Annotated in this window: 15 protein-coding genes; 6 read left to right on the top strand and 9 right to left on the bottom strand. The window is 71.5% G+C overall.

The genetic code is table 11. The features are described from left to right. Positions 1-225 precede the first annotated feature (225 nt). Positions 226-849, bottom strand: coding sequence for a TetR/AcrR family transcriptional regulator (locus EDF19_RS04210; RefSeq protein ID WP_123679628.1), 624 nt, complete (start codon positions 847-849; stop codon positions 226-228). A gap of 124 nt (positions 850-973) precedes the next feature. On the opposite strand from EDF19_RS04210, the gene EDF19_RS04215 reads away from it, so the two are divergent. Then, positions 974-1,459, top strand: coding sequence for a hypothetical protein (locus EDF19_RS04215; protein WP_123679629.1), 486 nt, complete (start codon positions 974-976; stop codon positions 1,457-1,459). On the opposite strand, the gene EDF19_RS04220 is transcribed toward EDF19_RS04215, so the two are convergent. After that, positions 1,375-2,220, bottom strand: coding sequence for a helix-turn-helix transcriptional regulator (locus EDF19_RS04220; RefSeq protein ID WP_123679630.1), 846 nt, complete (start codon positions 2,218-2,220; stop codon positions 1,375-1,377). The two genes, EDF19_RS04215 and EDF19_RS04220, sit on opposite strands and share 85 nt — an antisense overlap. Positions 2,221-2,274: 54 nt before the next feature. Between EDF19_RS04220 and EDF19_RS04225 the strand changes: the two genes are divergently transcribed. After that, entirely contained in the window at positions 2,275-3,501 is a 1,227-nt protein-coding gene (locus EDF19_RS04225) for an MFS transporter (protein ID WP_123679631.1), read from the top strand. Positions 3,502-3,508: 7 nt separating this feature from the next. Here the strand turns inward: EDF19_RS04225 and EDF19_RS04230 are convergent, their stop codons facing one another. The 5 genes from EDF19_RS04230 to EDF19_RS04250 form a co-directional block, all read right to left on the bottom strand. Next, positions 3,509-4,177, bottom strand: coding sequence for a response regulator transcription factor (locus tag EDF19_RS04230; RefSeq protein ID WP_123679632.1), 669 nt, complete (start codon positions 4,175-4,177; stop codon positions 3,509-3,511). Further along, the gene (locus EDF19_RS04235; RefSeq protein ID WP_123679633.1) at positions 4,174-5,436 is read right to left on the bottom strand and encodes a sensor histidine kinase; all 1,263 of its coding nucleotides are present in this window, start codon (positions 5,434-5,436) and stop codon (positions 4,174-4,176) included. The genes EDF19_RS04230 and EDF19_RS04235 overlap by 4 nt, the downstream gene beginning before the upstream one ends. Further along, the gene (locus tag EDF19_RS04240; RefSeq protein ID WP_123679634.1) at positions 5,423-6,415 is read right to left on the bottom strand and encodes a type II CAAX endopeptidase family protein; all 993 of its coding nucleotides are present in this window, start codon (positions 6,413-6,415) and stop codon (positions 5,423-5,425) included. The genes EDF19_RS04235 and EDF19_RS04240 overlap by 14 nt, the downstream gene beginning before the upstream one ends. Before the next feature lie 376 nt (positions 6,416-6,791). Next, positions 6,792-7,352 (bottom strand): low molecular weight phosphatase family protein, encoded by a 561-nt coding sequence (locus EDF19_RS04245; RefSeq protein WP_123679635.1) that lies wholly within the window; start codon positions 7,350-7,352, stop codon positions 6,792-6,794. Positions 7,353-7,354: 2 nt separating this feature from the next. Beyond that, entirely contained in the window at positions 7,355-8,650 is a 1,296-nt protein-coding gene (locus EDF19_RS04250) for an adenylosuccinate synthase (protein WP_123679937.1), read from the bottom strand. 194 nt (positions 8,651-8,844) lie between these two features. Here EDF19_RS04250 and EDF19_RS04255 point away from each other — a divergent pair, with 194 nt between their 5' ends. Then, positions 8,845-9,018 (top strand): antitoxin, encoded by a 174-nt coding sequence (locus tag EDF19_RS04255; RefSeq protein ID WP_123679636.1) that lies wholly within the window; start codon positions 8,845-8,847, stop codon positions 9,016-9,018. 85 nt (positions 9,019-9,103) lie between these two features. Here the strand turns inward: EDF19_RS04255 and EDF19_RS19015 are convergent, their stop codons facing one another. Both EDF19_RS19015 and EDF19_RS04260 read right to left on the bottom strand, forming a co-directional pair. Continuing rightward, a complete protein-coding gene (locus EDF19_RS19015) occupies positions 9,104-9,268 on the bottom strand; it encodes a hypothetical protein (protein WP_185022664.1) in 165 nt (54 codons plus the stop codon). Between the two features lie 165 nt (positions 9,269-9,433). Next, entirely contained in the window at positions 9,434-13,096 is a 3,663-nt protein-coding gene (locus EDF19_RS04260; RefSeq protein WP_123679637.1) for a S8 family serine peptidase, read from the bottom strand. 160 nt (positions 13,097-13,256) lie between these two features. Between EDF19_RS04260 and EDF19_RS04265 the strand changes: the two genes are divergently transcribed. Genes EDF19_RS04265 through EDF19_RS04275 form a run of 3 tightly spaced genes read left to right on the top strand, consistent with a single transcriptional unit; the run spans position 13,257 to position 16,719 of the window. Then, complete coding sequence (locus tag EDF19_RS04265) at positions 13,257-13,928, top strand: TetR/AcrR family transcriptional regulator (protein WP_123679938.1); 672 nt, start codon at positions 13,257-13,259, stop codon at positions 13,926-13,928. Beyond that, complete coding sequence (locus tag EDF19_RS04270) at positions 13,925-14,641, top strand: hypothetical protein (protein WP_123679638.1); 717 nt, start codon at positions 13,925-13,927, stop codon at positions 14,639-14,641. The genes EDF19_RS04265 and EDF19_RS04270 overlap by 4 nt, the downstream gene beginning before the upstream one ends. Continuing rightward, positions 14,638-16,719, top strand: a complete 2,082-nt coding sequence (locus tag EDF19_RS04275) for a YhgE/Pip domain-containing protein (RefSeq protein WP_123679639.1) — start codon at positions 14,638-14,640, stop codon at positions 16,717-16,719. The genes EDF19_RS04270 and EDF19_RS04275 overlap by 4 nt, the downstream gene beginning before the upstream one ends.

Consider the following 16,719-nt stretch of genomic DNA (forward strand, 5'->3'; position numbering starts at 1 on the left):
TCACCGAGAACTTCAGGTGCTGCATCGTCGTGTGTGTTCCTCGCCGGCACGGCGTCGTCGCGGTGCCACGTGGGTGGTCGGTGTGCGTGCCGCCGCTCGAACCCGAATCGAGCGGCGGCACGGTGAGTGCGCTCCCGTTCGAACCCGAATCGAGCGGTGGCACTCGCAGACGACGAGCGTCTGCCCTCGGACGCCCTAGCGTCCGCGGTCTGTGGTGGGTCTGGGTCAGCTCACGAGGTCGAGGTCCCAGACCGGTGCGACGTAGGTGCGCGACCATCCTTCGCGCAGTCGCGTCACGGCGCGGTCGAAGGACTCCAGCAGGTCCATCTCCGGGCGCACCATCGACTGCAGCTGCAGCCCCTCGTAGGTCGCGAGCAGCTGCTCGGATCCTCGTGCGGGCTCCATGGTGCGCGGCTCACGGCCGAGCAGGATGTCCCGTTCCAGGGAGTGCTGCACGAAGGCGTGGAACCGCCGCCAGCGGGAGTGCAGCATCGGCGCGAGCGGGTGCTCCGGCGAGGCCGCGATGTTCAGCGTCGCCGTGAGGAACCGCATGAGCGAGGGGTCGGCGATGTTCGCGGTCACGATGGCCCGCAGGAACGGCACCGTGCCGTGCTGTTCGGCGAGCGGCATCAGCGGTGCGGTGCGCTGGTCGTTCCACCGGTCGATGGTCGCGAGCAGCAGGCCGTCCCAGCTCGGGAAGGTGCGGTCGACCACGTCGACGGACTCGCCGGCCTCGGCGGCGACGACGGACGGGGTCACCTCGTGCAGGGGGCGGGACCGCAGCGCGTGGATCATCCCCTCGACGACCGTCGAGCGGAGCGAGGCCGCATCCGGCGTTTCGATGTTCATGCATACACCACACCAGCCACAGGGCTACCATCCAAGCCCCCCGATCGGGATCGTTCGCAAACCGGACCGACACGATCCGGTCACGCCCCTTCCGCCCGACGCGACAGCGAGTGATACTCAGCCCATGAAGTGGGGACGGATCGTGCCGATCGCAGCGCTCGTCGTCGTGGCCGCGACGACCGCGGGCTGCGCGACGCAGAGCGGCGACGGCGGAGGCCCGGAGTCGAGCGGCGACGACGGCATCAAGGCCTCCTCGTGCGTCGACTGGGTGACGCTCCCGACCGCTGCCGACCGACGGACCGAGTCCGACCTCGTCGTGGACGCCGAGGTCACGAGGACCGACCGCACCGTCGAGCGGGGCGGCATCTACGACGTGTACGAGGCGACCGTCACCGACGTCTCGAAGGGCAGCGCTCCGGGCGACACCATCGACGTGATCAGCACCTCGGACCAGTGCACGACGTCCGGCGAACCGGTCGAGTACGTCGACAGCGACGCCCTCGCGGACGAGGGCACCTACCGCCTCTACCTGACGAAGGCCGACCCCGACGACGACAGCGTCTGGCGACTCGTCGTCCCCGGCGCCGCCGACCCGCTCACCACCGGCTGACGTCGCCGGTACACCCCGGGCGTCATGCCCACGAGCGGTGTGAACTGGTCGATGAACTGACTCGTCGTCGCCCACCCGCAGGCCGCGGCGACGTCGGTCACCGAGGTCCCACCGGCCAGCAGGACGAGCGCCCGGTGCACCCGGAGCTGTAACCGCCACTGCCGGTATCCCATCCCGGTCTCCTGCCGGAACAGGCGGCTGAGCGTCCGCTCGCCCACGCCGACCTCGCGCGCCAGCTCGCCGAGTCCGCGCGGCCGGGACAGGTCCCGTTCGACCTCGCGCACCACCTGCCGCAGCCGCGGATCCCGCGGCTGCGGCAGGTGCAGCGGCTGCTCGGGCGCGGACGCGAGCTCGTCCACGACGACCGCCCGCAGGTGCTCGATCGCCGACCCGGAACGGCGAGCGTCCGTCGTCAACGCGAGCAGTGCCTCCCGGGCCAGCGCCGAGACGGCGAGCACCGCCGGACCGGACGGGAGGCCCGTGACTGCGTCCGCCGACAGGAACACGACCCGCATGTCGGTCGCCCCGTGGGCCCGGTGCCGGTGCTCGGCACCGGCCGGCACCCACGCGACGCGGTTCGGCGGCGCGATCCATGCGCCGTCGTCGGTGATGAGCGACAGCACGCCGGAGGCGGCGTGTACCAGGTGACCGAGCGGGTGCGTGTGCGTCGGGACGGTCTCGGCGTGTGCGAACGCGAAGGCAGCCTCGGTGCGCAGGTCGACGGTCCGCGCGTCGACCGGTCCCTGGCTGGAATCCGACATCGAGCGGCAGTCTACGTGTTCCGGGCCGGTGGCGAGCAGTGGTGGGATCGATCCATGACCACCGCCTCGATCCCCGTCACGACCACCAGACCACGGCTCCTCGCCGGCTGGTACGTCGGCGCGGGCCTGCTGCTCATCGCGATCAACCTGCGGATGGGCGTGGCCTCGGTCAGGCCCGTGCTCGGGGCGATCGAGCGTTCGCTGGGGCTGTCCCCGTCGGCGGCGAGCCTGCTCACGACGATCCCGGTGTTCGCGTTCGGGGCGTTCGCGTTCCTGACCCCGGTGCTCAGTCGGCGCATCGGCCTGCACCGGCTGCTCGGCCTGACGATGGCGGTGCTGGCGATCGGCATCGCACTCCGACTCGAGCCGCACGGCTGGGCTCTCTACGGCGGCACGGTGCTGGCCGGAGCGGCGATCGCGGTGGCGAACGTCTGCATGCCGGCCGCGATCAAGAGCGACTTCGCGCACCGGGTCGGGCTGATGATGGGCCTGTACTCGACGGCGCTGTTCCTCAGTGCGGCGATCGCCTCGGCGGCCGTCGTCCCGCTGATGGCGGCGTTCGCCGGATCGTGGCGTCCGGCGCTGGCGTTCTGGGCGGTCCCCGCGGCGATCGCGTTCGTGGTGTGGCTGCCACGGGCACTGCAGCGCCCGGACACCCCGACCCGTGCCACCGGCGCGGGTGCCGCCGACGAACCGACCTTCGCGCGGCTGCTCCGCGACCCTGTGGCGATCGCGGTGACCGGCTTCATGGGGCTGCAGAGCCTGTCGTACTACGCGTTCCTGACCTGGGTGCCGACGGTGCTGCAGGACGCCGGTGTCTCGGCGCACACTGCCGGCCTGATGCTCGCGTACTCGAGCCTGCCGGGGATCCTGACCGGCATCACCGGGCCGGCGATCGCCCGGCGCCTGCGCCCGACCTGGCTGCCGGTGCTCGTCGTCGTGGCGCTCTGCGCCGCCGGGTTCGCCGGACTCCTCATCGCGCCGGCCGCGGGTGCCTGGGTGTGGATGACCCTGCTCGGACTCGGGCAGGGCGGCGCGATCAGCCTGTCGCTGAGCTACATCGTCTGGCGCTCCCCCGACGCCCGGCACACCGCCCACGTGTCGACGATGGCGCAGGGCTTCGGCTACCTGCTTGCGGGGCTCGGGCCGGTCGGCCTCGGCCTGCTGCACACGGCAACCGGGGGCTGGACCGTGCCGATCGCGGTGCTGCTCGTCCTGCTCGCGCTGCAGTTCGTGGCCGGTGCGGCTGCGAGCCGCGACCGTCACGTGCTCCGCCGGTAGCGGCGGTCTACGGCTCGGGGACCGCCACGATCCGGTTCTGGTACGCCCACACCACGGCCTGCAGCCGCGACCGCACCCCGAGCTTCGGCAGCATCCGCGCCAGGTGCGACTTCACGGTGGAGACCTCGAGGACGAGCGCGACGGCGATCTCCTCGTTCGACATGCCCTGCGCGAGCAGCAGCAGGACTTCACGCTCGCGAGCGGTCAGGACCTCGTCCGCCCGGTCGCCGGAGACCGGCCGCAGGCTCCGCCGCGAGACGAACTCCCGCAGCACCCGCCGGGTCAGGGCCTGGTCGAGCGTCCCGTTGCCGGCAGCGACCTGCCGGACGGCGTCGACGATCGTGTCCGGCTCGGCGTCCTTGAGCAGGAACCCGGAGGCACCGGCCTCGAGCGCCCCGAACACGTAGTCGTCGAGGTCGAAGGTGGTGAGCATCAGCACCGGGATCGCCGGGTCGGCGTCCGGAGCGCAGAACAGCCGAGCGAGTTCGATGCCGTTCATGACCGGCATCCGGATGTCCAGGCAGGCCACGTCGGGTCGCGTGGACCGTGCGAGGGCGAGTGCTTCACCGCCGTCGGAGGCCACGCCGACGACCTCGATGTCGGCCTCCGCGCCGAGCAGCGCGGAGACCCCGGCGCGGACCAGTGGCTGGTCGTCCGCGACCAGCACGCGGATCACGCGACCACCTCGGTTCCGTCAGCGGCCTGCGTGGGTGCGGGAGGTGCCTCCCGGCCGAGCGCCAGCTCCACCAGCCACCCACCGGACGGGGTGGGACCGGCCTGGAGGCGCGCCCCGACCAGGTCCGCACGCTCGCGCATCCCCCGCAGGCCGTTGCCGCCCGAGGGTGAACTGCCGGGTGCCGGATCGGTGGCCGGTGCGTTCTCGACCCGGATCGCGACCCGGGTCGGGTCGCGGTCGTCGACGGTGACCGTGCACGGGGCGGACGGTGCGTGCAGGACGGCGTTGGCCAGCGCCTCCTGGACCGTGCGGTAGGCGGCCAGCTGCGCGAGTGGGCCGATCCCCTCGGCGAGGGGGTGGTCGCCCGCGTGGACGTCGAGCCGGACGTCACTGCGGAACCGGGCACGCTCGACCAGGTCGACGATCCCCGCGATGGTCTCCACCGCTCGCTCGGCGGGGACGTCGTCGCGGAGCAGCCCGACCAGACGGCGGAGGTCGTCGAGGACGGCGGTGCTCTGCTCCCGGACCTGGCGGGCGCCCTCGTGGGCACGTTCCGGCTCGGAGTCGATCTGCCGGTCGATGACGGCCGCCATCAGGGCGATGCCGGACAGGTGGTGGGCGGCGATGTCGTGGAGTTCCCGGGCCATCGCGGCACGTTCGCGGGAGACCGCGGCGTCGACCAGGGCGTCCTGTTCCCGGCCGACGGCGCTCACCTCGGCCGTGCGGGCGGCGCGGACCTCGCGGCGGGACTGCACGAGCAGGGTGACGAGGAGCGGGAGGCCGACGGCGCCGACCGCTTGCAGGACACCTTGGCCGACCGAGGTCGCACGTGGGACGAGGACGGCGCTGCCGGCCGCGACCAGCACGGCGGCGGCGACGAGCGACGGCCACAGACGCGCCAGCGGGACGCGGAGTGCGGCGAGGACGACGGCCACGACCACGGGCAGCGCGGTGAGGCCGAACAGGTCGGCCGTCTGCGGGGCGAGCGCGGCGATCACCACCGGCAGGGCGGCGACCACGAGCAGGACCGTGCGGGGTGCGCGGCGGGCGGCGAGCAGGGCGGCCGACTGGGCCAGCAGGCCGATGGCCAACACGGTCCACGCGGCCGTGAACGGCGCCGGCACCCGCAGGACGAGTCCGGCGCTGTCGGGATCGGCGGCGTCGAGCGGCGGGAGCCCGACCAGCAGGCCGAGGGCGACGACGCCCGCGCCGAGGGCCACGAGCAGGTCGACGCCGCGGGTGCGCTCAGCGGGTGCCATCGTTGGATCCTACGAGGCGGGTGTGCGCGGGGGCCGGGGCGTGGACGGGGATCGGGGCGTCCAGGGGCAGGACGCGTCGGGCCGGGTCGTAGCCGAGTCGGCCGCGGGTGGCGACGAGGAGCACCGCGGCGGCGATCGTCGACACGATGGTCAGGCCGATCATCAGCGTGCCGGCCGTCATGGTCGGGTACATCTCCGGGAACAGCGTCGAGATCGTGTTGTTCACGCCGACGTGCAGCAGCAGGGCCAGGGGCAGGCTCTCACCGGTCTTGTTGAACACCTGGATCATCACGACGTTGAAGGTGATGGTGAACAGGGCGAAGACGACGGGTTCGCTCCAGTGCGCATTCGGCCAGCCGCCCCAGTCGCTCAGGTAGAGCGGCATGTGCCAGAGCGCCCAGATCGGACCGAGGATCGCGGCGGCACCGAGTCCGCCGAAGCGGTGCTGCAGGCGCGGCAGGGCGAAGTCGCGCCAGCCGGGCTCCTCGCTCAGGCCGGTCGAGAACAGCTGGATCACCAGCCCTGGTACGAGCATGGCGAAGGCCAGGGCTGAGGGTGCCCGGACCTCACCACCGGCGAAGGGCAGCGCGGAGACGACGATCAGTGCCGGCACCACGACGAGTGCCAGTGCGTACCAGTACCAGGCGACCCGCCAGCGGAACAGCCGCCCCACCCAGCGCCGGAGGCCCGCGCGACCGTCCGCGACCGCCGTGACGATGAACGCGCTGCCCAGCGGGCCGAGGAGCGCACCGGGCAGGACCCCGGTGAACTGTCCGCTGCCCAGGACCTCGGGGAAGTGGATGTCCCACACACCCAGGCCGTGCGGCGACAGGATGTACGGGATCCACGCCAGCCAGCTCAGGCCGAGCGCGAGGGTGAAGAAGGACGGCAGCGGGTGCCGGGCGATGACGCCGGCGGCTCCCCTGCGGGCCTCGGGGGCGGTGCCGGCGGAGGGCCGGACTTCGGTGGTGTTCGTCATGACATCGACGCTAGGAACGGCGGCGCCCGCGGACGACCGGCGCAGGGATGCACCTGCCGGACTTGCATCGAAGGGTGGAGGCGGGGGCGTCGTGCTTGCCTGGCCGCGTCGTGCTTGCCGGGCCGTCACCGCAGCGTGCGAGGTTCCGCGCACCGTGCGACCCGAACGACCCCGCACACTCGTCGAAACCTCGCACCGTAGCGCCGCGCGCCCCTCGCACCGTGCTCGCGCCCGCCGCCACCGCAGTGTGCGACGTTCCGCGCACCGTGCGACCCGAACGACCTCGCACACTCGTCGAAACCTCGCACCGTGCGAGGGCGAGCACACGCCGACGGGCTCGAGCACACGCCGACGGGCACGAGCACGAGCACGAACCTCAGCGCAACGAGCCCCGCAACGCCTCGGCGATCACCGCGAGCGCCCCGTCGATCTCGTCCGCCACGCGCTGATGCGTCGCCTCGGACCGGCGGTAGGGGTCGTCGACGTCGTCGTCAGCGGGGTCGGCCGGCGGCGGCACGGCCCCCCGGAGTCGCGCGACCCGATCGACGAGCTCGACGGGAGACCCGACGCCGTCCAGGTCCGACGGCTCGAGTCCCGCGATCACCCGCGCGAACTGCTTGATCGTGAACGCCCTCCGCGCAGCCCGGGGCGCCAGCGACACCACGGCAGCACGGTGCGATCGCTCCGCCGTCAGCACGAGGTCGGCCTCCGACGCGATCGCCGCCGTCAGGTACCGCGAACCGTGCGCCGACGGGTCGCCGCCGAGCCGCACCGACTGCGCCGCCGCGGCACCGTCCATCGCGGCACCGTCGTCGGCGATGGTGCCGGCGGACTCGACCACGAACGCCGCAGCGTCCGGGCCGAGTCGCGCCGTCAGGACCTGCGCGCCGAGCGGTGAACGACAGATGTTGCCGCTGCAGACGAACAGGATCCGCATCGTCAGGCGCCGGCGCCGAGCAGGTCGTGCCGCACGACGATGGCGTCGCGGCCCGGACCCACACCGATCGCGGAGATCCGTGCGCCGGACATCGCCTCGACCGCGAGGACGTAGGCCTGGGCGTTCGCCGGCAGGTCCTCGAACGAACGGGCGCCGGTGATGTCCTCGGTCCAGCCGGGGAACTCTTCGTACACGGGCTTCGCGTGGTGGAAGTCCGACTGGTTCACGGGGACCTCGTCCACGCGGACACCGTCGACCTCGTACGCGACGCACACCGGGATCGTCTCGAGACCCGTCAGGACGTCGAGCTTGGTGAGCACGAAGTCGGTCACACCGTTGATGCGTGCCGTGTAGCGGGCGATCGGGGCGTCGTACCAACCGCAGCGGCGGGGACGGCCGGTCGTGGTGCCGAACTCGAAGCCGTTGGCGCGCAGGAACTCGCCCGACTCGTCGAACAGCTCGGTCGGGAACGGGCCGGCGCCGACGCGGGTCGTGTACGCCTTGACGATGCCGATGATGCGCTCGAGCTTGCCCGGGCCGATGCCGGAACCGGTCGCGGCGCCACCGGCGGTCGCGGACGACGAGGTCACGAACGGGTAGGTGCCGTGGTCGACGTCGAGCATCGTGGCCTGACCGGCCTCGAACAGGACGGTGTCGCCGCGCTCGAGGGCACGGTGGATCTCGAGGGCGGTGTCGGCGACCATCGGGCGCAGGCGGTCGGCGAAGGACAGCAGCGACTCGACCACTTCCTCGGCGTCGATCGCGCGGCGGTTGAAGACCTTGACCAGCAGGTGGTTCTTCTGGTCGAGGGCCGCTTCGACCTTCTGCCGCAGGATGTTCTCGTCGAAGATGTCCTGGATCCGGATGCCGACGCGGTTGATCTTGTCGGCGTAGGTCGGGCCGATGCCGCGGCCGGTGGTGCCGATCTGGCGCTTGCCGAGGAACCGCTCGGTCACCTTGTCGATGGTGCGGTGGTAGTGCGTGATGACGTGGGCGTTCGCCGACACGAGCAGCTTCGAGACGTCGACGCCGCGGGCCTTGAGCGCGTCGAGCTCCTGGAACAGGACCTCGAGGTCGACGACGACGCCGTTGCCGATGATCGGCGTGACGCCGGGCGTGAGGATGCCGGAGGGCAGCAGGTGCAGCGCGTACTTCTCGCCGCCGACGACGACCGTGTGGCCGGCGTTGTTGCCGCCGTTGAACTTCACGACGTAGTCGATGCGGGAGCCGAGGAGGTCGGTGGCCTTCCCCTTGCCCTCGTCGCCCCACTGGGCTCCGATGATGACTGCTGCGGGCATCTGGTTCTCCTCACGTTGGCGGAGGACCTCACGCGACCAGGCGGGCCGGTGGTCCACCCGAGTCTATCGGCTGGTCACCTGCGCGCCACCCGCGGGGGTCAGGCACCCTGTCCGGACGACGCAGGCTGGGCAGCCGCTCGGCGGTCGCGGAGCACGGTCGGACGCGTCAGATCCACCATCGGAAGGAGCACGACATGAGCGACCTCGGTGACAAGGCCAAGGACTTCGCGAACAGCGACAAGGGCGAGAAGGCGTCGGACGCCGGCCTGGACAAGGCAGGGGACGCGGCCGACAAGGCCACCGGCGGCGGCCACGGCGACCAGGTCGACAAGGCCGAGAAGGCGGCCGACGACGAGGTCGGCCAGTAGCCCTGGAGCCAACCAGAAACCGGACGGGAGGCGCGGTGCCAGCTGGCACCGTGCCTCCCGTCCGATGTGGGCGTGCGTTCCGCGATCAGGCGCGGAAGAAGTCCTGGTACGACGGGTCGCCGACGGGCTGCGAGTGCCCGGGCTCGGCGAGTCGCTGCTCGACCATCGCCTGGATGACGTCCGGCGGGGTGAGCCCACGGCGGCGCCACTCGACGGGGTTCGTCCGGAGCTGCTTGAGCGTGTTCGTCATGTGCACCACCCTGCCATCGTGTTACTAGTTTGTCTAACTACCTGTCCTGAATCCGCGTCGAGGGAGTGCCTCGATCTCGTTTCGTGAGCAGAAGATGTCGGGTCCGAACTCGGGACCCGACATCTTCTGCTCACCATGTGCGGCGCGTGGACGCGCTCGCGGCGACTACCGGCGCGTCACCTTCGCGGTCGACTTGGACGTCGCGGTGCCGTCCTTGTAGCCGGACGCGTGCGCCGTCACCTTCACGGTGAACTTGTGCCCGACGTCCGACGTGCCGAGCTTCAGCGTCGCCGCGGTGGCTTTCCCGACGGCCTTGCCGTCACGGAGCCACTGGTACTTGTACGACGCCTTCGCGGTGCTCCACTTGCCGTGGTTCGCGGTGAGCTTCGAACCGACCTTCGCCGACCCGCTGATCGACACCTTGCTGCCGGCAGCGAGCGCGAGCTTCGGCGGGGTCACCGAGATGGTCGACGTGCCGACCTGCTTGCCCACGGCGTTGTCGAGGTGCAGCAGGAGCACGGTGGCCTTCGTGACACCGGAGGCCCGGGTGACCCGGATCTTGCCGGAGTCGGCGAACAGGACACCCGTGCTGCGACCCTGCGCGAACGAGAGCGCCGGCTTCGACGGGTCGAACGAGGCGTTCTTCGTCTCGTCGACCACGTAGGAACCGCTGGTGGCCAGTGCCGGGGCGTACGCCGACTCGGTGAGCACCGAGTAGGTGAACTTGCTCTTCGCGCCGATGAGCGAACCGGTGACGGTGAGCACCTTCACGGAGCTGTCGAAGGTGTTGACGTCCTGTCCGGGCGCCCCGCCGTTGAGCGGCTGGGCGTCGACGACCTCGCCGGTGGCCAGGTCGACCGTCGTGGCGAACGTCGCGTCCACCGCTGCGGACTTGGCGTTGTACAGCAGGTAGTCGGGCTCACCGTCACGGTTCGTGTCGATGAGGACCTCGACGTTGGTCACGGCGCCGGGGTTGGCGTCGGGGCCGGCCGTCTGCACACCGAACGCGAGCGTGTCGGAGGCCTTGTCGTACGCGGCACCGTAGGAGCGGATGTCCGCCGCCTGCAGCGAGCGCTTGGCCGAGCCCTCCGGGAACGCCTCGACCGGGTCGGTCCCGCCGAGCACGAACGGTGCGACGGTCGCGTGGTAGCCGGAGGTGATCCCGCCCTGGTCGACCGTGCGGCCCTTCAGGGTGAGGTCGGCCGCCTTGCCCGGACCGGTGAAGGCCACGGTGGAGCGACCCTGCACGGAACTGACGGGCTTCGGTGCGACGTAGGCGCCGACCCGCAGCGGGTTGGTCGTCTTGTCCGTCGGCGAGAAGGCGACGATGCCCGAGGCCGCGGCCACGAACTCGCGCTGGTAGCCCTGCTGCACCGACTCCTGGGTGGGGTCGATGACGCGGCGGAGCTTCGTCGGGTCGGCGATGGTGAACGTGAGCTTCACGGTCGCCGTGCGGTTCGCCGGGACGGTGACCCGCTTCGAGCTGAGCGCGAACGTCACACCGGGCTGCGACACCTGCGGCTGGTAGGCCACGTCGTAGGTGTGCGCGACGCCGTCGGTGTTCGCGATCTGCAGGGTGCGGCTCTCGCTCGTCTTGCCCGAGACCTCGACGACACCGTACGAAGCGGTGACGAGCAGGTCGTTCTCGACGCTGCGGACGGTGGTGCCGGCGGTCACGGCCTGCAGGGCGTCGACGCGGCCGGTGCCCTGGCGGAGCAGGGTCGCCGAACGGTTGCCGTCCTTGACGTCGTGCGTCGCCGTGTTCATCAGCGCCGCCTTGACCTGCGGTGCGCTCCACGTCGGGTGCGACTGGAACGTCAGCGCGGCGATGCCCGCCACGTCCGGCGTCGCCATCGACGTGCCGCTCATCGACAGGCGTCCGTCACCGGTGCCGTTGGCCGCGGAGATCACGTTGACCCCGGGGCCGGCGATGTCCGGCTTGACGATGTCGTCGAACGAACCGTGGACACCACGGCTGGTGAACCCGGCGAGCGTGTTCACGGTCTCCGGGTCGGTGGCCAGTTCGAAGCCCTGCAGCTCGTCCGCGAAGCGCACGTGCAGGGTCCCCGCCTTGGCAGCGGCCTGGAGGCTCGTGGCGGCATCGAGCGTCAGCTCGGCACCCGGGATGGTCGCGTTGCCGGCGATGCCCGAGTCGAAGGTGTTGATCGTGCCTGCCAGGAGCACGCCGACACCGCCGGCTGCCTGGACGTTGCCGAAGCGCACGCCGGAGCCGCACTCGAGTGCTGCGTCGGTCCACTTGAGCCAGACGACCTTGCCCGCGATCTTCGCGGCGTCCGCAGCGCTGAACGCGGCGCAGCCGTCGATGTTGCTGGTCGGGACGACGACGTCACCCTCGACCGGCAGCGTGCCCGTGAAGTTCTGCGAGTACTGCGACCGGTAGGTCTTCGCGACGTTCGCCGGGGCGGTGGCCTCGACGCCGTCGTACAGCGACTGGCCGGTGGCGCTCGCGGCGACGGTCAGCGCACCCTCGGCGTTCCCGGGCGATCCACCGATGTCGGTGAAGTCGTCGGCGTTGCCGGAGGCGATCACGGGCAGGACCCCGCGAGCGGTCAGTGCGTCGATCTTGGCGTTGTCGGGGTCGTCCGGTGCGCCGTAGTCGGAGCCGAGCGACAGGTTGAGGACGTTGATGTCCTTGCCCTGGGTGAGCGCCTGGCCCACCCAGTCGAGTGCGGCACCCGTGACGTCGGTCGAACCGCCGCCGTCACCGAACACCTTGAGGGCGTAGAGGCCGGACTCGGGCGCGGTGCCCGGGCCGATCCACATGTCCTGCACCTGCTTGGTGGTCAGCTTCGTGTAGTCGCCGTCGAAGGTCTTCTTGTCGGCGGTCAGGCCGTAGCCCGCGATCGAGCCGGACACGTGCGTGCCGTGGTCGCCGCCCTTGCCGTCGATGGGGTTCTCGTCCGGAGCCGGCACCGGGTCGTACGCCGGGTCGTCCGGGTCCGCGTTGTAGGTCGCACCGGCGAAGTCGTACCCGCCCAGGAACTTGGACGCGTCGTACAGGCTGGGGTCCGGGGCGCCGCTGCTCGCGTTCGCCAGGGCCTCCTGGTAGGCGGCCGTCGTGCCGGGGCCACCGAAGTCGGCCTGGGTGTAGTCGAGGCCGGTGTCGAGGACGGCGACGTTGACGTCCTTGCCGGTGTGACCGGTCTGCTGCCAGGCGTTGAGCGAGCGCGTGTAGACGTCGCTCGCGGCGTTCTTCGGGGCGACCCCGTCCGCGCCGGCCTTCGCCAGGCTCGGGTCCACGCCGGACGGAGCAGCACTCGCGTCGGCGTTGACGGTCGGGTCGACGATCTTCTTCGGCGTGAGCGGGATGACGCTCTCGACGTCGGAGCGCTTCGCGATCTCCTGGAGCGCGGAGACGTCGGCGACGACCGCGACGCCGGGGACCGTGTACTCGGTCGAGTACAGCTCGGTGGCGTCGGAGTCGGCGCGCTTCACGGCGGCGCTGACGGCGTCGGTGGTCGACTCGATGGCCTTGACGCGGCTCTTCGCTGCCGAGGACTGCGTCTTCGACTTGGTCAGGTCACCGCCCTTGGCCGCGGCGTCGACCTCGAGCGCACCCTTGCCCGTCGTGCGCACGAAGGCGGCGACGGTCTTGGAGGCCTTGGCGTCCCGCAGCGGTGCGGAGAGCTTCAGTGCGGCGATCGAGGTGCCGGCCGGTGCCGCCGAGGCAGCACCGCCGACGGCGAGCCCACCGCAGGCCAGGGCCGCGGCGGCGATGCCGGCGGTCAGGACTCGGGTGATGCGACTCGGGTGGAGCTGGTGGTGTTGATTCGGGTTCGGGTCTGAATTCGGTGTTGCACGGTTCAAAGAGGACACTCCAGGCTCAGTCCGTGGTTCGCATGAGATTGCTGTGAAGTTATGCGTTTGCTCTCAGGGTGGACAGTCCGCACTTTGGGGGACACCCCCGTTCGGGGGCGGCTTCCCTGTTAAGTTGCACACGTGTGTGCACGTTATTAGGATGGTGGACATGACCTCTGCTTCCCCCTCCACGCGCGCGCCCCGCCGCGACGCGACCGAGAACCGGGCAGCCCTCCTCGACGCCGCGAAGACCTGCCTGCAGCGCGACCCGGACGCCTCGATCGAGATGATCGCCGCCGCCGCCGGACTGTCCCGACGCGCGGTGTACGGACATTTCCCGTCCCGCGACGACCTCGTGCGCGAGGTCGTGACGGCCGGGGCCGCCCGGATCGCCGCCGCGATGCCGACCACCTCGGACCTGCAGGAGCTCCCGCCGGCCGCGCGACTGGCCGCGATCGCCGTGACGCTCTGGTCCGAGGTGTCCCACGTCCGCTCGATGGCCAGGGTCGCCGTGCGCAGCCCGTTCGCCGAACCCGTCGCCGAGGTGTTCGCACCGCTGCGCGCCCGGGTCCGCGAAGCCTGCGCCCTGGGCATCGCGGACGGTGCGATGCGCGACGACGTCGACCCCGCGACGCTCGGGCGCCTGGTCGAAGGAGCGTGCATCGCCGTCCTCGACGAGGCCACCCGGTCCGGCACCAGTGACGAGGACGGGCGCCGCATGGTCGTGCTGTCCGCGCTCGGCATGGCCGGCATCGACTGGCGCACCGCGCTGCTCTCCGAACCCGCTGCTCCCGCTGCTCCCGCTGCTCCCGTTGCACCCGCTGTGAAGGACCCCGCATGACGCTCGAACTCGCCAACGTCGGCATCGGCGACGAGCCCGGCGCGGCACTGCCCGTCGTCTCCGCCGTCGCCGCCCCCGGACGCCCCGGGGTCGTCGCCGTCGAGACCGAGCAGGCACCCGTGCTCGCCTCGCTCGTCGCCGGCGGCCGGATGCACCCCGACACCGGTCGGGTGCTGCTCGACGGACACGAGGACGCCGCCGCCGTGCGCCGCGCCTTCGCCCTGGTCGACACCCCCGGCGTCGCCGAACCCTTCCCGGTGCTGAGCGTCAAGCAGATCGTCCGCGAAGAGCTCGCGTTCGCCGGGCAGCGCCCCTCCCGCGAGCACGTCGACACCGTGCTCGACGAGCTCGGGCTGCAGCACTACGCCGACACCCACGTGCAGCGGGTGCCGACGGCGGTGCGGGTCCGGCTGCTCGTCGAACTCGCCCTGCTCCGCGACGGGGTGACGGGCATCGTGCTCACCTCGCCCGAGCGGCACGGCGGCGCCGTCGAGGAGTGGTTCGCCGTCCTGCGCGACGTCGCCCGGCGCGGCGTGACCGTGGTGCTCGTCACCTCGAAGGCAGCCGCCACCACCGTCGAGAACCTGCTCGACACCACCCAGACCGAGGGTCCCGACGACGCGGCCCTGTCTGACGGGAACGACCCGGGCCTCCAGTCCGGTCCGTCCGTCACCGCAGAATCCGCAACCGTCCCGACGGAGGCAACCCCGTGACCACCACCTCGCTCGTCCGCTCCGAACTGGCGCGGCTCACCGCGACCCCGCTCGCACGTCTGGCGTTCATCGCGCTCATGATCGTGCCGCTGCTGTACGGCGGCGCGTACCTGTGGGCGAACCGCGACCCGTACGCGAAGCTCGACCAGATCCCCGCGGCGATCGTCAACCTGGACGCCGGGGCCACGCTCGACGGCGACCACGTCGACTACGGCACGGACGTCACGAAAGAGGCGATCGACGGCGCCGACTTCAAGTGGACGAAGACCACCGCGGCCGACGCCCGCTCCGGCGTCCGGAACGGCACCTACGACTTCGTGGTGACCATCCCGCACGACTTCTCCGAGCACCTGGTGTCCGCGCAGTCCGACGACCCCACGCAGGCGAAGCTCGTCATGACGACCGCCGACACGAACTCGTACCTGGCCTCGACCATCGCGGAGCAGGCGGGCAAGACCATGCGCACCGCCGTCGCCGAGCGGGTCGGCAAGCAGGCGGCGAAGACCCTGCTCGTCGGGCTCGCCGACGTCCGCGACAGCCTGGGCGACGCCGTCGACGGTGCCGACCAGCTGGCGTCGGGCACCGCCACGGCCGCCTCCGGAGCCGCGACGCTCGCCGACGGCACCGGCGAGTTGTCGTCCGGCGCCGCCGAACTCGCCGACGGCACGGCTTCGTTGCCGTCCCAGACGACGCAGCTGGACAGCGGCGCGCAGCAGGTGGCATCCGGCGCCGCGACGCTCGCCTCGGGCCTGGCGAGTGCGCAGCAGCAGACGGCGGCGCTGCCGGACCAGACGGCGCAGCTGAACTCGGGCGCGCAGCAGGTGGCAGCGGGCAACAAGCAGCTCGCGGACACCGTCGACTCGTACAGCTCCGACGTCGAGGCGCTCCAGCCGCTCGACGCCGCCACCGTGCTCGCCGGCATCACCGACAACCTGCCGGAGGGCGTGACGCTGACCGAGGAACAGCAGGCCGCGCTGACCGCCACCGTCACGGACGCCGTCACGCAGGTGAACACCACGGGGGCACAGGCCAAGAAGACGTACGAGACCACGAAGTCGTCGGTCGACCAGCTCCGCGACGGGTCCGCGCAGGTCGCTGCCGGCACGTCGTCGCTGGCATCAGCCGCTCCGACCCTGGCGTCCGGCATCTCGTCTGCGGCGACCGGCGCGTCCACGCTGTCGGACGGTGCATCGCAGGTGGCCTCGGGGACGTCCGCGCTGGCCGCGGCCGCTCCGGAGCTGTCCTCGGGTGCTGCGTCGCTCGCGTCGGGCGCCGCGTCCGCCGATGACGGGGCGTCGTCGCTCGCCTCGGGGCTCGCGAAGCTGAAGACCGGCTCGTCGAAGCTCGCGTCGTCCCTCGACGAGGGCCGCACGAAGATCCCGGCGTCGAACGCCTCGGAGCGGGAGTCGCAGGCCTCGGTCATCTCCGACCCGGTCAAGGTCGGGGACGACAACGTCGCCGCCGCGTCGAACTACGGTGCCGGCCTCGCACCGTTCTTCATCTCCCTCGCGGCCTGGATCGGCATGTACGCGCTGTTCCTCATCCTGAAGCCGATCTCGAAGCGGGCGATCACCGCGGTGCGGAAGCCCCTGGCGGTGGTGTTCGGCGGGTGGCTGACGCCGGCCCTGCTCGGCCTGGTGCAGATGGTGGCGCTGTTCTTCATCGTCCGGTTCGCCCTCGACCTGAACGTGGTGCACGTCGGTGGGACGATCGGGATCATGGTGCTGGCCTCGGCGACCTTCGCGGCGATCATCATGGCGCTCAACGTGCTGCTCGGGTCGGTGGGGCAGTTCCTCGGCCTGGTGCTGATGCTCGTGCAGCTCGTCACCGCCGGGGGCACGTTCCCCTGGCAGACCCTTCCGGGGCCGTTGGCGGCGCTGCACTTCGCGCTGCCGATGACGTACTCCGTCGACGCCATCCGGCAGACGATGTACGGCGGGAGCCTCGGCGCCGCGTGGTCGGATGCCGGCGTGCTGCTCTGCTGGCTCCTCGGTGCGCTGCTCGTGTCCTTCGTGGTCACGGCGCGGCAGACCCGCTCGAGGACGCTGCGCGACCTGCGGCCGAGCCTGATCGGGTAG

Source organism: Curtobacterium sp. PhB115 (genome assembly GCF_003752025.1).
Taxonomy (GTDB): Bacteria; Actinomycetota; Actinomycetes; order Actinomycetales; family Microbacteriaceae; genus Curtobacterium.

Excerpts from the sequence above, each read along its gene's own strand:
- EDF19_RS04220 (WP_123679630.1), bottom strand. The coding sequence starts at position 2,220 with ATGTCGGATTCCAGCCAGGGACCGGTCGACGCGCGGACCGTCGACCTG.
- EDF19_RS04210 (WP_123679628.1), bottom strand. The coding sequence starts at position 849 with ATGAACATCGAAACGCCGGATGCGGCCTCGCTCCGCTCGACGGTCGTC.
- EDF19_RS04245 (WP_123679635.1), bottom strand. The coding sequence starts at position 7,352 with ATGCGGATCCTGTTCGTCTGCAGCGGCAACATCTGTCGTTCACCGCTC.
- EDF19_RS04265 (WP_123679938.1), top strand. The coding sequence starts at position 13,257 with ATGACCTCTGCTTCCCCCTCCACGCGCGCGCCCCGCCGCGACGCGACC.
- EDF19_RS04240 (WP_123679634.1), bottom strand. The coding sequence starts at position 6,415 with ATGACGAACACCACCGAAGTCCGGCCCTCCGCCGGCACCGCCCCCGAG.
- EDF19_RS04250 (WP_123679937.1), bottom strand. The coding sequence starts at position 8,650 with ATGCCCGCAGCAGTCATCATCGGAGCCCAGTGGGGCGACGAGGGCAAG.
- EDF19_RS04255 (WP_123679636.1), top strand. The coding sequence starts at position 8,845 with ATGAGCGACCTCGGTGACAAGGCCAAGGACTTCGCGAACAGCGACAAG.
- EDF19_RS04215 (WP_123679629.1), top strand. The coding sequence starts at position 974 with ATGAAGTGGGGACGGATCGTGCCGATCGCAGCGCTCGTCGTCGTGGCC.
- EDF19_RS04225 (WP_123679631.1), top strand. The coding sequence starts at position 2,275 with ATGACCACCGCCTCGATCCCCGTCACGACCACCAGACCACGGCTCCTC.
- EDF19_RS04270 (WP_123679638.1), top strand. The coding sequence starts at position 13,925 with ATGACGCTCGAACTCGCCAACGTCGGCATCGGCGACGAGCCCGGCGCG.
- EDF19_RS04235 (WP_123679633.1), bottom strand. The coding sequence starts at position 5,436 with ATGGCACCCGCTGAGCGCACCCGCGGCGTCGACCTGCTCGTGGCCCTC.
- EDF19_RS19015 (WP_185022664.1), bottom strand. The coding sequence starts at position 9,268 with ATGACGAACACGCTCAAGCAGCTCCGGACGAACCCCGTCGAGTGGCGC.